General features: G+C 61.5%; 10 protein-coding genes. 2 read left to right on the top strand and 8 right to left on the bottom strand.

What is annotated here, in order from left to right; all coding sequences use genetic code 11:
* Nucleotides 1–148 precede the first annotated feature (148 nt).
* The 7 genes from rpoD to dnaG all read right to left on the bottom strand — a co-directional run bounded on the left by rpoD (nt 149) and on the right by dnaG (nt 10,109).
* Nucleotides 149–2,206 carry an RNA polymerase sigma factor RpoD gene (gene rpoD / locus HX899_RS11495; protein ID WP_181292484.1) on the bottom strand — a complete coding sequence of 686 codons (2,058 nt, stop codon included), beginning with the start codon at nt 2,204–2,206 and terminating at the stop codon, nt 149–151.
* Between the two features lie 467 nt (nt 2,207–2,673).
* The gene (locus tag HX899_RS11490; RefSeq protein ID WP_138386969.1) at nt 2,674–3,021 is read right to left on the bottom strand and encodes a GFA family protein; all 348 of its coding nucleotides are present in this window, start codon (nt 3,019–3,021) and stop codon (nt 2,674–2,676) included.
* Between the two features lie 9 nt (nt 3,022–3,030).
* Complete coding sequence (gene tdh / locus HX899_RS11485) at nt 3,031–4,068, bottom strand: L-threonine 3-dehydrogenase (protein ID WP_138330444.1); 1,038 nt, start codon at nt 4,066–4,068, stop codon at nt 3,031–3,033.
* 112 nt (nt 4,069–4,180) lie between these two features.
* Entirely contained in the window at nt 4,181–5,368 is a 1,188-nt protein-coding gene (locus HX899_RS11480) for a glycine C-acetyltransferase (protein WP_181292483.1), read from the bottom strand.
* 65 nt (nt 5,369–5,433) lie between these two features.
* The gene (locus HX899_RS11475) at nt 5,434–6,162 is read right to left on the bottom strand and encodes a bifunctional 2-polyprenyl-6-hydroxyphenol methylase/3-demethylubiquinol 3-O-methyltransferase UbiG (protein ID WP_138330442.1); all 729 of its coding nucleotides are present in this window, start codon (nt 6,160–6,162) and stop codon (nt 5,434–5,436) included.
* A 69-nt stretch (nt 6,163–6,231) separates the two neighbouring features.
* Nucleotides 6,232–8,100: a DNA helicase RecQ gene (recQ, locus tag HX899_RS11470; protein ID WP_181292482.1), complete on the bottom strand. Its 1,869-nt coding sequence runs from the start codon at nt 8,098–8,100 to the stop codon at nt 6,232–6,234.
* The gene (gene dnaG, locus HX899_RS11465) at nt 8,100–10,109 is read right to left on the bottom strand and encodes a DNA primase (protein WP_138330440.1); all 2,010 of its coding nucleotides are present in this window, start codon (nt 10,107–10,109) and stop codon (nt 8,100–8,102) included. The genes recQ and dnaG overlap by 1 nt, the downstream gene beginning before the upstream one ends.
* A gap of 670 nt (nt 10,110–10,779) precedes the next feature.
* Between dnaG and HX899_RS11460 the strand changes: the two genes are divergently transcribed.
* Nucleotides 10,780–11,670, top strand: coding sequence for a hypothetical protein (locus HX899_RS11460; protein WP_138386963.1), 891 nt, complete (start codon nt 10,780–10,782; stop codon nt 11,668–11,670).
* Nucleotides 11,671–11,673: 3 nt separating this feature from the next.
* Here HX899_RS11460 and HX899_RS11455 read toward each other — a convergent pair whose 3' ends face one another.
* Nucleotides 11,674–12,129, bottom strand: coding sequence for a GatB/YqeY domain-containing protein (locus tag HX899_RS11455; RefSeq protein ID WP_138386962.1), 456 nt, complete (start codon nt 12,127–12,129; stop codon nt 11,674–11,676).
* Nucleotides 12,130–12,398: 269 nt separating this feature from the next.
* Between HX899_RS11455 and carA the strand changes: the two genes are divergently transcribed.
* On the top strand, nt 12,399–13,604 hold the full coding sequence (gene carA / locus HX899_RS11450; RefSeq protein WP_181292481.1) for a glutamine-hydrolyzing carbamoyl-phosphate synthase small subunit: 1,206 nt from the start codon (nt 12,399–12,401) through the stop codon (nt 13,602–13,604).
* Nucleotides 13,605–13,610 lie beyond the last annotated feature (6 nt).

Here is a 13,610-nt window from a genome sequence, read left to right as displayed (position 1 = left end):
CGTCGCGAGTGATCCCTTCCCCCGTGGCCGGATTATAATCCTGTCACCGCAGAGAGACAAGAAAGGCGCCGGGATCATTGGTATTAATCACGAAAAGCAAAAGCCGGGCATGGAGCCCGGCTTTTCCAATGAGAGCGGCGGCGAAGCCTTAGCTGTCGAGGAAGCTTCTAAGCTTCCTGGAGCGGCTCGGATGCTTCAGCTTGCGCAGCGCCTTCGCCTCGATCTGGCGGATACGTTCGCGAGTGACCGAGAACTGCTGGCCGACTTCTTCGAGCGTGTGGTCGGTGTTCATGCCGATGCCGAAGCGCATGCGCAGAACGCGTTCCTCGCGCGGCGTCAGCGAGGCGAGAACGCGGGTCGTCGTCTCGCGCAGGTTCGCCTGGATGGCGGCGTCGATCGGCAACAGCGCGTTCTTGTCCTCGATGAAATCGCCGAGATGCGAATCCTCTTCGTCACCGACAGGGGTTTCGAGCGAGATCGGCTCCTTGGCAATCTTCAGGACCTTGCGGACCTTTTCGAGCGGCATGGCGAGCTTTTCGGCCAGTTCTTCCGGCGTCGGCTCGCGGCCGATCTCGTGCAGCATCTGGCGCGATGTGCGGACGATCTTGTTGATCGTCTCGATCATGTGCACCGGAATGCGGATCGTGCGGGCCTGGTCGGCGATCGAACGGGTGATCGCCTGACGGATCCACCATGTCGCATAGGTCGAGAACTTGTAGCCGCGGCGGTATTCGAACTTGTCGACCGCTTTCATCAGGCCAATATTGCCTTCCTGAATGAGGTCGAGGAACTGCAGGCCACGGTTCGTGTACTTCTTGGCGATGGAGATGACCAGGCGAAGGTTTGCTTCGACCATTTCCTTCTTGGCGATGCGCGCTTCGCGCTCGCCCTTCTGCACCATATGGACGATGCGGCGGAATTCCGAGATCGAGATACCGGTTTCGGTCGCCAGATTCTGGATTTCCTGGCGAATGTCGCGGATCGTCGTGTTTTCGCCCCTGGCGAATTCCTTCCAGCCGCGAGCGGCCAGATTGCCGATCGACTTCATCCAGTTCGGATCGAGCTCAGCGCCCTGATACTGCTCCAGGAAGCTATCGCGCTTGACGCCGTAGGATTCGGCCAGACGCAGCAGGCGGCCCTCGTTGGAAACGAGGCGCTTGTTGATGTCGTAGAGCTGCTCGACGAGGGCGTCGATGCGGTTCTGGTTCAAGGACAGAGATTTGACGGCCTTGATGAGCTCATCTTTGAGTTCCTTGTAGCGGCGCTCCTGGGCAGTGGACAGCGTGCCGGAAGCCGACAGCCGCTGCTCGACCTGCTGGTCCTGCAGCTTGCGCAGCTTCTTGTAGGTCTCGGCGATCGTATCGAGCGTCTCCATCACCTGCGGGCGAAGCTCGGCTTCCATCGCCGCCAGCGAAAGGTTGGATTCGTCCTCGTCCTCTTCCTCCTCCTCGGGAGGCAGGCCTTCGCCGCCGACATCGGTGATGTCGTCGTCGCCGGAGCGGGCGCGACGGGTCTTTTCCTTCTCTTCTGCGAGCTTGCGATCGGCTTCGATCTTCTCGGGGCTCTGGAACTGCGGCGCAGCCTTGGCTTCAGGACCGGAATAGGTCGTTTCGAGATCGATGATCTCGCGCAGCAGCGTCGTGCCTTCGTTGAGTTCGTCGCGCCAGATGATCAGCGCCTGGAAGGTCAGCGGGCTCTCGCAGAGACCCGCGATCATCGTCTCGCGGCCGGCCTCGATGCGCTTGGCGATCGCGATTTCGCCCTCGCGGGAAAGAAGCTCCACCGAGCCCATCTCGCGCAGGTACATGCGAACCGGATCGTCGGTACGGTCGGTCGGTTCTTTTTTCTTGGCGGTCGCAAGCGCCGTGCCGCTCGAAGGCGCGAGTTCGCCGCCTTCGCTCTCCTCGTCGCTGCCGGCGTCGTCGTCATCGCTGCCGCCGGAAGCACCGGCTTCCTCGGCTTCCTCGTCTTCGATGACGTTGATGCCCATGTCGGACAGCATCGACATCGTGTCTTCGATCTGCTCGGACGTCACTTCTTCGGACGGCAGGACCGCGTTAAGCTCGTCCATGGTCACATAGCCGCGCTTCTTGGCGGCTTTGATCATCTTCTTGACCGCGTCGTCGGAAAGATCGAGAAGAGGGCCGTCGCTTGCGCCGTCGCGTTCGACTTCCGCGTCTTCGTTCTCTTTGACCTTGGTTGCCATTTATATCGTCGCCTTCCTGACGCTATCCAATCTCGCTACGGTGAACGGGTTGTCTCAGGGCCTGACGCGCCGCACGCGCCGCCCTCGAATCACCTTTGCCCACCTAACGGGATGACATTTAAAGCCTGATTAACCACGATTACCGGCACCGGACAGCAAAGCATTCTTGCTTTTGGATTTCCGGCCATGGTTGCGCGATCCGCCTTGACCCAGTTCACCATTCAACAAGTCGAACGGTGATTCCCACATTTTTTGTTCTCGTCAAGCTTTTCCCGAAAAAAAGCCCACAAAAATACGGAAAAAGCCTTATCCACAGGCTTTGAACCGCGGCAGCGATTGCGAACCCTTATTTAAGATGCGGCGAACAAAAGACAAGGGCAGCAAATATTTTGCCCGCCGCACCAGTCGTTTCCACCATTTTTGCAGTCACGCCGAGGAACTATTCGCCATTGCCTGACGGATATCGGCTAACGCGCCGCGCCGTCATACGCCTTCACCGTCAGCGCCCCGATATCGACCGCGGGAATGCAGCGCAGATTGATCGAAGCCATGGCCGCGCCGTTCGGACCCACGGCCTCGCCGAACGGCGCGATGCCGCAATTGGCGCAGAAGTGATGCTGAATGACATGCCGGTTGAAAGTATAGGTCGAGACATTGTCCTCCGGCGTTGTCAGCACCAGTTTCTCGCGCGGCACGAAGGCGAGAAGTCCGCCGCGCCTGCGGCAAAGCGAACAATTGCAGTCGAGCGCCTCGGTGAATTCGCCTTCGACCTCGAAAGCCACATTGCCGCAATGGCAGCTTCCTTCATAGAGCATGTCGTCTCCTCACATCCAATCCATCACAACCTTGCCGGAATTGCCCGACCGCATCGCCTCGAAGCCGTCGCGGAAATCGTCGATGCCGATCCGGTGGGTGATGATGGGCGCGAGATCGAGGCCGCCCTGAACGAAGGCGATCATCTTGTACCAGGTCTCGAACATCTCGCGGCCGTAGATGCCCTTGAGATTGAGCATCTTGAAGATCACCTTGTTCCAGTCGATTTCGAAGCCCGCAGGCGCGATGCCGAGGATGGCGATCTTGCCGCCATTGTTCATCTTGTCGATCATATCGCGGAAGGCAGGTGCGGCCCCTGACATTTCCAGCCCGACGTCGAAACCCTCCGTCATGCCGATCGCCTTCATCACGTCGGCGAGGTTTTCCTTCGATGCGTCGACGACGTGATCGATGCCGAGCTTGTGCGCCAGCTCCAGCCGGTGCGGATTGATATCGGTGATGACGACCTTGCGGGCGCCGGATCGCTTGGCGACCAGCGCGCCCATGATGCCGATCGGCCCGGCGCCGGTGACAAGCACGTCCTCGCCGACGAGATCGAAGGAGAGCGCGGTGTGCACGGCATTGCCGAACGGATCGAAGATCGCGGCGATCTCGTCGGAAATATCATCCGGGATCGGCACGACATTGCTTTCGGGAATGCAGACAAACTCGCCGAAGGAGCCCGGACGGTTGACGCCGACACCGAGCGTGTTGCGGCAGAGATGGCCCCTGCCCGCCCGGCAGTTGCGGCATTTGCCGCAGACGATATGCCCCTCGCCGGAAACCCGCTCGCCGACATGATAGCGGGTGACCGCCGAGCCGATCTCGGCAATCTCGCCGGAGAATTCATGGCCAACCACCATCGGCACCGGAATGGTCTTCTGCGCCCACTGGTCCCAGTTCCAGATATGGACGTCGGTGCCGCAGATCGCCGATTTCTTCACGCGGATCAGCACATCGTTCGGCCCGACCTCGGGCACCGGCACATTCTCCATCCAGAGCCCGACTTCCGGTTTCGCTTTGACCAGCGCCTTCATCATGTTCGACATCAACGATATCCCGCCCTTGTTCTGGTGCTCGACTTTGCTATCCCCTCTTCTCCCCAGCGGGGAGAAGGTGCCCGTAGGGCGGATGAGGGGGCGGCACGGCACGCCGTCAATCTCAAATCACACCCAATTCCCGCCCTGCCTCGGCAAAGGCCGCAATTGCCCGCTCCACATCCGCCCGCGAATGCGCCGCCGACATCTGCGTGCGGATGCGAGCCTGGCCTTTCGGCACGACGGGGAAGGAAAAGCCGATCACATAGATCCCTTTCTTCAGCATCAGACCGGCCATATCCTGGGCGAGTTTGGCATCGCCCAGCATGACGGGAATGATCGGGTGGCCTTCGCCGGCAAGCGTGAAGCCGAGCTTGGTCATTTCGGTGCGGAAGAGATCGGCATTGTCCGAAAGCCGCTTGCGCAGGGCATCGCCGTTTTCGATGAGGTCGAACACCTTGAGCGAGGCGGCGGTGATGACGGGCGCCAGCGTGTTCGAAAACAGATAGGGCCTCGAGCGCTGCCGCAGCCATTCGACGACCTCCGCCTTGGCGGAGGTATAGCCGCCCGAGGCGCCGCCGAGCGCCTTGCCGAGCGTGCCGGTAATGATGTCGATCCGGCCCTCGACGCCGCAATGTTCCGGCGACCCACGGCCGTTCTTGCCGACGAAGCCGACCGCGTGGCTGTCATCGACCATGACCATCGCGCCGTATTTCTCGGCAAGATCGCAGGCGCCGCCGAGATTGGCGATGATGCCGTCCATCGAGAAGACGCCGTCGGTGGCGACCAACTTGAAGCGGCTGCCTTCGGCCTTCTTCAGCTCCTCTTCGAGCGCTGCCATATCGTTGTTGGCGTAGCGGAAGCGCTTGGCCTTCGAAAGCCTGACGCCGTCGATGATCGAGGCGTGGTTCAGCGCGTCCGAGATGATCGCGTCCTCTTCCGACAGCAGCGTCTCGAACAGGCCGCCATTGGCGTCGAAGCAGGAGGAATAGAGGATCGTGTCTTCCATGCCGAGGAAGGAGGAGATGCGCGCTTCGAGCTGCTTGTGCTCTTCCTGCGTGCCGCAGATGAAGCGCACCGAGGCCATGCCGTAGCCGTATCGGTCGAGCGCCTGCTTGCCGGCCTCGGCCAGCTCCTCGTTGTCGGCAAGGCCGAGATAGTTGTTGGCGCAGAAATTCAGCACCCGCTCGCCGGTGGAAATCGCGATCTCGCCCGCCTGCTTGGAGCTGATGACGCGCTCGGATTTGTAGAGGCCGGCATCCTTCAGCGCTGAGATCTCGTTGCTGAGATGGGAGAGAAATTGCGAGGTCATGGACGGCCTTTCCCAGAGATTTCCGTTTGCCCGCCGGGTTAGCATATTGCCGCCGGCTTGTCTTCTCAGCGCTGTACCGAGATCAGCAGGAACATCGGCCGGTCCAGCTCCTCCGCCCAATCGGGATTGTCGCGCAATTCCTGATCGTTCGGGCTCCACTCCTCGACATAGTGAAGGGTAAAGCCCGCCGCAATCAAGGTGTTGAGCGTCGTGCCGAGCTTGCGGTGCTGCTTGACCACGCCCTTGGTGAGCCAGTCGGTGGTGCGCGGACCTTCGACGGAGTAGCGGTCGAGCGGCCAGATGCGCCGCCCCTCGGCATCGGCTGCCCAGGCGGGATTGGTCGGCGCCATGAAGACCGGATGCTCGATGGTGAAGACGAAATGCGATCCCGGCAAAAGCGCGCGATAGACCGTCGCGGCGAGACCGGCGAAATCCTCGATATAATGCAGCGCCAGCGAGCTGTAGGCGAAATCGAAGGAGGCTTGAGCAAGCGTGAGATGCTCGAGATCGGCGATCTCGTAAGTGATCGCTGCTTCAACTGTATCGGCCCTTGCTCTGGCGATCATCTTTTCCGAGATGTCGAGCGCCAGCACGCTTGCAGCACCCTGGCTCACGGCAAAACGCGAAAACCAGCCGAAACCGCAGCCGAGATCGACAACACGCTTGCCGGCAAGATCGGGCAGCAACGCGCGCACCGCCGGCCACTCCGATGCTCCGTCGAGCCCGTGCAAGGATCGTCTCATGCCGCTATATCCGGCGAAGAATTCCGGTCGGTCGTAGATATTCTGGGCCATCGGCGCTCCTCCCTTAAGAGCGGGAATACCATGCCCCCTCGCCCGATCTCAACGATCAGGCCGCGCAGCTCAGCCGTTGTCTTGCGCCAGGATAATATCCAGAAAGGCATCGCCGTAGCGTTCGAGCTTCGCCTGCCCGACACCTGATATGGCGAGCAATTCCTTGCGGCTGCGAGGCCGCTCCGTGGCGAAGGCGATCAGCGTCGTATCGGGAAAGACGACATAGGGCGGCACGCCGAGCGATTTCGCGATCGCCATGCGCTCGGCCCGCAGCGCCTCGAAGAGACTGCCGTCTGCGCCTGATAGTCCCGATTTGCGCTCGCTGCGCTCCGCCTTCTTCGTACGCCGTTCCGAGGCCGGCCGGTCCTTGCGGAAGAACACCTGCCGCTCGTGCTTGAAGACGGAGCGCGCCTCCGGCTCGAGCTTCAGCGCCCCGAAGGCCTCGTGGTCGACGCGGATCAGCCCCATGGCGAGCAGTTGGCGGAAGACCGACTGCCAGACGCGCGCTGGAATATCCTTGCCGGCCCCGAAGACCGGCATTTCGGCATGGCCGAAGCGTTCGGTCTTTTCGTTGACGTTGCCCAGGAGCACGTCGACGACATGGCCAGCGCCGAAACGCTCGCCGGTGCGGTAGACGGCGGCAAGCGCCTTGATCGCCGCCTCCGTGCCCTCCCAGGTCTCGACCGGCTTCAGGCAGGTGTCGCAATTGCCGCATTGTCCGGCATGCGCCTCGCCGAAATGGGCAAGGATTGCCTGGCGGCGGCAGGAGGCGGTCTCGCAGATCGCCAGCAAAGCGTTGAGCTTGGCGCGTTCGACCCGTTTGATCTCGGCGGCAGCATTGCCCTCGTCGATCATCCGGCCGCGCTGGATGACGTCGGCCATGCCATAGGCCATCCAGACCTCGGACGGCAGACCGTCGCGCCCGGCGCGCCCGGTCTCCTGATAGTAGGCTTCCACAGAACCCGGCAGGTCGAGATGGGCGACATACCGCACGTTCGGTTTGTCGATGCCCATGCCGAAGGCGACGGTGGCGACCAGGCAAAGATTCTCTTCTTTCAGGAAGGCATCCTGATTGGCGTCACGAACCGCCCTGTCCATGCCGGCATGGTAGGCACGCGCGCGAATACCCTGCCCGTTCAGCCATTCGGCCGTATCTTCGACCTTGGCGCGAGACAGGCAATAGACGATGCCGCTGTCGCCCTTGTGGCCGGACAGGAACCGCAATAGCTGCTGGCGCGGCTGGTCGCGCTCGACGATCTCATAGGCAATATTCGGTCGGTCGAAACTGGTGGTAAAGATCTCGGCAGTATCGAGCCCCAGCCGCTCGATCATGTCGTCGCGCGTATGCGGATCGGCCGTCGCCGTCAGTGCCACTCTGGGCACACCGGGATATTGCTCGCCGAGCCGCCCGAGTTCGCGATATTCCGGCCGGAAATCATGACCCCATTGCGAGACGCAATGGGCCTCGTCAATCGCAAACAGCGCAATCTTCTCGTTGGCGATCAGCTCGCGGAAACCATCGGTCAGAATACGCTCGGGCGTCACGTAGAGAAGATCGAGCTGGCCCGCCGAAAGCGCGCGGCGAACCTCGACGAATTCCTCGCGCGACAGAGACGAGTTGAGTGCTGCGGCGCGGATGCCGAGCTGCTTCATCGCCTCCACCTGATCGCGCATCAGCGCAATCAGCGGCGAAACGACGATACCGACACCGTCGCGGCAGAGCGCCGGGATCTGGAAGCACAGCGACTTGCCGGCGCCTGTGGGAAAGAGCACGACCGCATCGCCGCCGGAAACCACGTGCTCGACCACCTGCTGCTGCTTGCCGCGGAAGGAGGAATAGCCGTAGACCTGCTTGAGGATATCGAGCGGCGAGCGGCCGGAAGAAAATAGCGCGCCGGAAGCGGAAAAGCCCGGTTCGTTTCGTTCGGTCAGCGACATCAGTGGTTCGCCGCCCCTTTGACGCGGCCGGAAAGCACGCCGAAGCCATCGATGATGGCCTCCTGGTTCTCAAGGCGCACCCCTTCGAAATGCACTTCCTGCTGCGCTCGCATCAGCTGAACGATCGCCTCGCCGTCGCCGGCTTCGGTTGCCAGCGCGATCTCGCGCTCGAGCTCGATCTTCTGCCGGCGCAGCGCCTTCGCCCGCTTGTGGGAGGCCAGCGCCTGGCGGTATCCCTCACGCGCATCCTCCATCGCCGCCTGCTCGGTCGCGATCCACAGCCGGGCATTGCGCACCTGCTGGTCGAGGCTCTTGATGAGCGGGCCGAAGCCTTCGAATTCCAGCCTTTCGGTCAGATATTCGCGCGTCAGATGCGGGGCGGCGACGGAAGCCGCTGCTCCCAGCATCGCCGACCAGAGCCGCTGCAGCTCGCGGCTGTCATATTCGATCGCGGCAATCTCGTCATAATCGTCGATCATCAGCGAGGGGTGATTGACGACGGTCAGCGCCAGCACGCATTCGCGCAGCGCCGTATTGTTCTGGTGGCCGCGCACGGGACCCGAGCGGGCGAGCCTTTCTGAAATGACGCTGGGGCTTTTCGGCCCGGCCTTGCCGGCATTGTCGCGGCCCGTCCGGTAATTGCCATTGCCGTTGAAGCCGCCGCGGCGATCGCCATTGTTGCGGTTCTGGAACTGCGGCTGGAAGAAGGCGTTCAGCCGATCGCGAATATCCTGCTGGTAGTGACGGCGGACGTTTTCGTCGGCGATGACGGCGACCAGTTGCTTCAGCCGCGCCTCGAGCTCGGCGCGCGCCTCAGGCGTGTCGAACTTGCCGGTGTTGACCTCCCGACTCCAAAGCATCTCGGAGAGCGGCTTTGCCTGGCTCATCACCTTGTCGAAAGGCGCGCGCCCGTCATCGCGCACGAGATCGTCGGGATCCTTGCCGTCGGGCAGAAGCGCGAAGCGAACGGAACGGCCGGGCTTCAGATGCGGCAGCGCCAGTTCGGCGGCGCGATTGGCCGCGCGGATGCCGGCACCGTCGCCGTCGAAGCAGAGCACCGGCTGCGGCACCATTTTCCAGAGCAGCTCGAGCTGGTTTTCGGTGAGCGCCGTGCCGAGCGGCGCAACGGCATTCTCGATGCCCGCCTGATGCAGCGCGATCACGTCCATATAGCCTTCGACGGCAATAATGGTGCCGGTCGCATTGTCGTCCTGAGAATCACCGCGGCCAGGTCCCTGGATCGCCCGCCGCGCACGGGCAAAATTGTAAAGAACATTGCCCTTGTGGAAGAGTTCAGTCTCGTTGGAGTTCAGATATTTCGCCGGCGCGTCGGCCGACATGGCGCGTCCGCCGAAAGCGATCACCTTTTCCCGCGACGACAGGATCGGGAACATGATGCGGTCGCGGAAACGATCGTAGGAAACCGGCACGTTTTCATGGACGACCAGACCGCAGGCCTCGATCTGCTCCTTGAGTACGCCCTTGCCAGCGAGGAATTCCTTGAGCGCATTGCGGCTGTCGGGCGCATAGCCGAGACGGAAGGTCTCGATGGTGCGCCCCGTCAATCCGCGGTCGCGCAGATAGGCGCGCGCCCTCGCCCCATTCGCCGTCTGCAGCTGATCCTGAAAAAATTGTGTCGCCATTTCCATGACGTCGATCAGCGAGCCGCGCTCCTTCTCGCGCTTCTCCATCACAGGGTCGGCAAGCGGCATCGGCACGCCGGCCATATCGGCGATCTGCTGTACCGCCTCGGGAAAACTCAGACCTTCAAGTTCTGTCAGGAAACGGAAATGGTCTCCTGTCACCCCACAGCCGAAGCAGTGATAGCGGCCCTTTCGGTCCTCGCAATGGAAGCTCGGCGATTTCTCGCCGTGGAACGGGCAGCAGGCCCAGTAGTCGCCGCGGGACACGTTGGTCTTGCGCTTGTCCCAGCTCACGCGGCGCGCAATCACGTTCGAAATCGGAACGCGGTCGCGAATATCATCGAGAAAGGTGTTGGAAAAGCGCATTTATACCTCTTGGCCAGCTCCCATATAAGCTGCTTTTCCGCTCCATGCCACGAAACTTGTCATGAAAACCCGCTATTCACAGGCTATGCGGCCGTCATCGGCGGCTCCGGTTATCCAATCAACAACGCGTTATCGCCCCCTGCGACAGGGTGCGACATTATTGTCTCTTCGGAGCAGGAATTCCGCCGTCAGAAAAGCTTCCGCGAGAGCGTGGACCTCCAACACAGTTGAGAAAAAATCTTTTTGAAACAAATGGTTATTCCATCAGGTGATTGCGCCTCATCATCCCTCGCGCCACCTCCCGAGAAGCCGCCTAGGCGCCTCCCAAACCGCCGATTCCGGCAATTATTATTTTTTTGTAATTTGAATACGCCGCCGCACCGCAATAGGTTCGATCTCAACAAAGCGATCCCCGAGCGAAGCACCATCCCTACCCCCGGCGCCGCTTCGCAAGGGTGCCTTTGCAAATACCCTCCGGCTTGGGCTTCGGCCCTGCGTGCCGGAGGAAGCAAAGAGCAAGAAGGCAGGAGCGCCCCCAGCTCCTGCCTTCTTAAATTTTGGGCTCTGCTGCGACAACTCTCCCTTTGAAATTAACCGCTTATCGATAAAACCGTTGACAGGCGGCGCTCGCATGAAAGATGTATGCGCCGAACTCCCTGGACCTCTCCAAATGGCTTTTACCGCGGACAACCTTGCAGCAGACGATCGCTTTCTCGCTGCCATCCTGCATTGCGCCGATCAGATGCTCGCCATCTATCGCGAGAGCCCGCGCATCGCCTCCATCTTCGCCGCGCAGCAGCGCTGGCTGATGGCCCATGCCGGCTTCGCGCTTCATTACGGCTATTCCGACGACGGGAAGAGCGGCGGCCTCTATTCCGGCCGCTTCATCGATTTTGCGGTCAGGAACGACATCGCCAGCCGCAACACGGCCGCAGCCTTCATGCAGGAAATGCTGGCCTATCGCTTCCTGCGGCCGGTTCCCGGCCCCGACAAGCGCACACGCTACCTGGAGCCTACCGAAATCGCCGAGCAGCATTTTACCCGATGGCTCGTCGCCCATATGATGATCCTCGACGGTCTCGACGGCGGTGAGCGCGCCGATAAGATTGCCGCCGATCCCTCGGCAATGATGGCAGCGATCCAGCCGCTGATCGCAAGGGCGATCATCGGGAGTGAAGCGGTCCGCAATCCGGGCGCCACCTTCAACCTCTTCAACTGGGCGAATTCCGGCGGGCTGGTGATGGACTACCTGATCTCGCGCCTTCCCGAATTTCCAAGGACGGCCGAACGCGTCGTGCTCGGCCCTCTGTCGCTCAGGGAAATCCGCGAACAGTTCATGATCTCCAATACCCACCTGAAGCGGCTTCTGATGCAGGCAGCAACCATGGAGAGCATTGGCTGGACCGAACCCTCCCGCAAGGGCGACTTCTGGCTGTCGGCCCATTTCATCCGCGAATACTGGAATTATCAGGCGGCGAAATTCGCCATCATCGATGCCGCCGCCGAAGCGGTGCTCGGGCCTGCGGTCCGTGACGAACCGCAGGCAAGACAAGTTGTCTGAGGCTTATCCGTTCAACAGTTCCTTGACGGTCGCCGACGCCTTGGCGAAATCCATCTGGCCGGCATAACGCTCCTTCAGCGCCGCCATTACCTTGCCCATGTCCTTGCCGCCTGCGGCACCCGTTTCAGTGATGATCGCCGAGACGTTGGCGCGCACTTCGCCGTCCGAAAGCTGCTTCGGCATGAAATCCTGGATGACGATGATTTCGGCGCGCTCCTTGGCGGCAAGCTCCGGCCGGGAATTCTCCTCGTAGATCTTGGCCGATTCGTCACGCTGCTTCACCATTTTGGCGAGGATCTGCAGAATCTCGTCGTCGCTCGCCTGCTCCTTGCCGGTGCCGCGGTTGGCGATATCGCGGTCCTTGACCGCGGCCTGAATCAGCCGGACGGTGGAAAGCCGCTCCGCATTCTTGGCCTTCATCGCCTCTTTCAGCTGGGTGGCGAGTTGATCGCGCAGCATAGTCTTCACTCCTGTTTTGATGCCGCTTCATAAACCACGCTGATGCAGCGGATCAAATAAATTGCGCGGTCAGTGCGATAAAGCGCAGGAAAACGGCCGCGATCTCGGCTACAAAGATTGACGCTAAGCGATTGCGTGGCTATTTACCGCCACCTGCACCAAAATTCGTGATCAGGCCTGAAGCGCGCGGCATTGCCGTGTCCACACGCCTACGAAATCAAATGGCGACGAGCGCGGCAACGCGCCCACCTGCCGGAAACGGGATGAAGATGACCGCGACAGCACCCTGGACAATCGAAAAGCCGACCGCCCTGCTCGTTCTTGCCGACGGCACGGTCATCGAAGGCAAGGGCATCGGCGCCACCGGCAAGGTGCCGGCCGAAGTGGTCTTCAACACAGCGCTCACCGGCTATGAGGAGATCCTGACGGACCCCTCCTATCTCGGCCAGATCGTCACCTTCACCTTCCCGCATATCGGCAATATCGGCACCAATGATGAAGACATCGAGGACCTGACGCCTGCCGCCCGCCACGGCGCCGTTGGCGTCATCTTCAAGGCCGACATCACTGAGCCCTCGAACTACCGCGCCGCCAAGCACCTCGACCAATGGCTGAAGGCCCGCGGCGTCATCGGTCTCTGCGGCATCGACACGCGCGCACTGACCGCCTGGATCCGTGAGAACGGCGCTCCGAACGCGGTCATCGCCCACGATCCGAACGGCGTCTTCGACATCGAGACGCTGAAGGCCGAAGCCAAAGCCTGGAGCGGCCTCGAAGGTCTCGACCTCGCCAAGATCGCCTCGTCGGGCCAGTCCTCGCAATGGACCGAAACGCCGTGGGTGTGGAATGAAGGCTACGGTGAACTCCAGGCGACAGACGCGAAATACCACGTCGTCTGCCTCGATTACGGCGTCAAGCGCAACATCCTGCGCCTGTTTGCCGGCCTCGACTGCAAGGTGACTGTCGTGCCGGCAGCAACGAGCGCCGAAGACGTGCTCGCCATGCAGCCGGACGGCATCTTCCTGTCGAACGGCCCGGGCGATCCGGCGGCAACCGGTGACTATGCCGTGCCTGTGATCAAGACGCTGATCAATACCGATATCCCGGTCTTCGGCATCTGCCTCGGCCACCAGATGCTGGGCCTGGCACTCGGCGCGAAGACCGAGAAGATGCATCAGGGCCATCACGGCGCCAACCACCCCGTCAAGGACCATACAACCGGCAAGGTCGAGATCGTCTCGATGAACCACGGCTTCGCGGTCGACTCGAAGTCGCTGCCGGATGGCGTTGAAGAGACTCATATTTCGCTTTTCGACGGCACCAATTGCGGCCTGCGCGTCCTCGGCAAGCAGGTCTTCTCGGTCCAGCACCATCCGGAAGCCTCTCCGGGCCCGCAGGACAGCCACTATCTCTTCCGCCGCTTCATCAACATGGTGCGCGAAAAGAAGGGCGAACCGGCGCTCGCCGAACGCTGATTTCAA

This window comes from Rhizobium sp. WYCCWR 11146 (genome assembly GCF_013591995.1).
Taxonomy (GTDB): domain Bacteria; phylum Pseudomonadota; class Alphaproteobacteria; order Rhizobiales; family Rhizobiaceae; genus Rhizobium; species Rhizobium indicum.
This window is presented reverse-complemented; position numbering and strand designations above follow the sequence as displayed.

Excerpts from the sequence above, each read along its gene's own strand:
- rpoD (WP_181292484.1), bottom strand. The coding sequence starts at position 2,206 with ATGGCAACCAAGGTCAAAGAGAACGAAGACGCGGAAGTCGAACGCGAC.
- HX899_RS11490 (WP_138386969.1), bottom strand. The coding sequence starts at position 3,021 with ATGCTCTATGAAGGAAGCTGCCATTGCGGCAATGTGGCTTTCGAGGTC.
- tdh (WP_138330444.1), bottom strand. The coding sequence starts at position 4,068 with ATGTCGAACATGATGAAGGCGCTGGTCAAAGCGAAACCGGAAGTCGGG.
- HX899_RS11480 (WP_181292483.1), bottom strand. The coding sequence starts at position 5,368 with ATGACCTCGCAATTTCTCTCCCATCTCAGCAACGAGATCTCAGCGCTG.
- HX899_RS11475 (WP_138330442.1), bottom strand. The coding sequence starts at position 6,162 with ATGGCCCAGAATATCTACGACCGACCGGAATTCTTCGCCGGATATAGC.
- recQ (WP_181292482.1), bottom strand. The coding sequence starts at position 8,100 with ATGTCGCTGACCGAACGAAACGAACCGGGCTTTTCCGCTTCCGGCGCG.
- dnaG (WP_138330440.1), bottom strand. The coding sequence starts at position 10,109 with ATGCGCTTTTCCAACACCTTTCTCGATGATATTCGCGACCGCGTTCCG.
- HX899_RS11460 (WP_138386963.1), top strand. The coding sequence starts at position 10,780 with ATGGCTTTTACCGCGGACAACCTTGCAGCAGACGATCGCTTTCTCGCT.
- HX899_RS11455 (WP_138386962.1), bottom strand. The coding sequence starts at position 12,129 with ATGCTGCGCGATCAACTCGCCACCCAGCTGAAAGAGGCGATGAAGGCC.
- carA (WP_181292481.1), top strand. The coding sequence starts at position 12,399 with ATGACCGCGACAGCACCCTGGACAATCGAAAAGCCGACCGCCCTGCTC.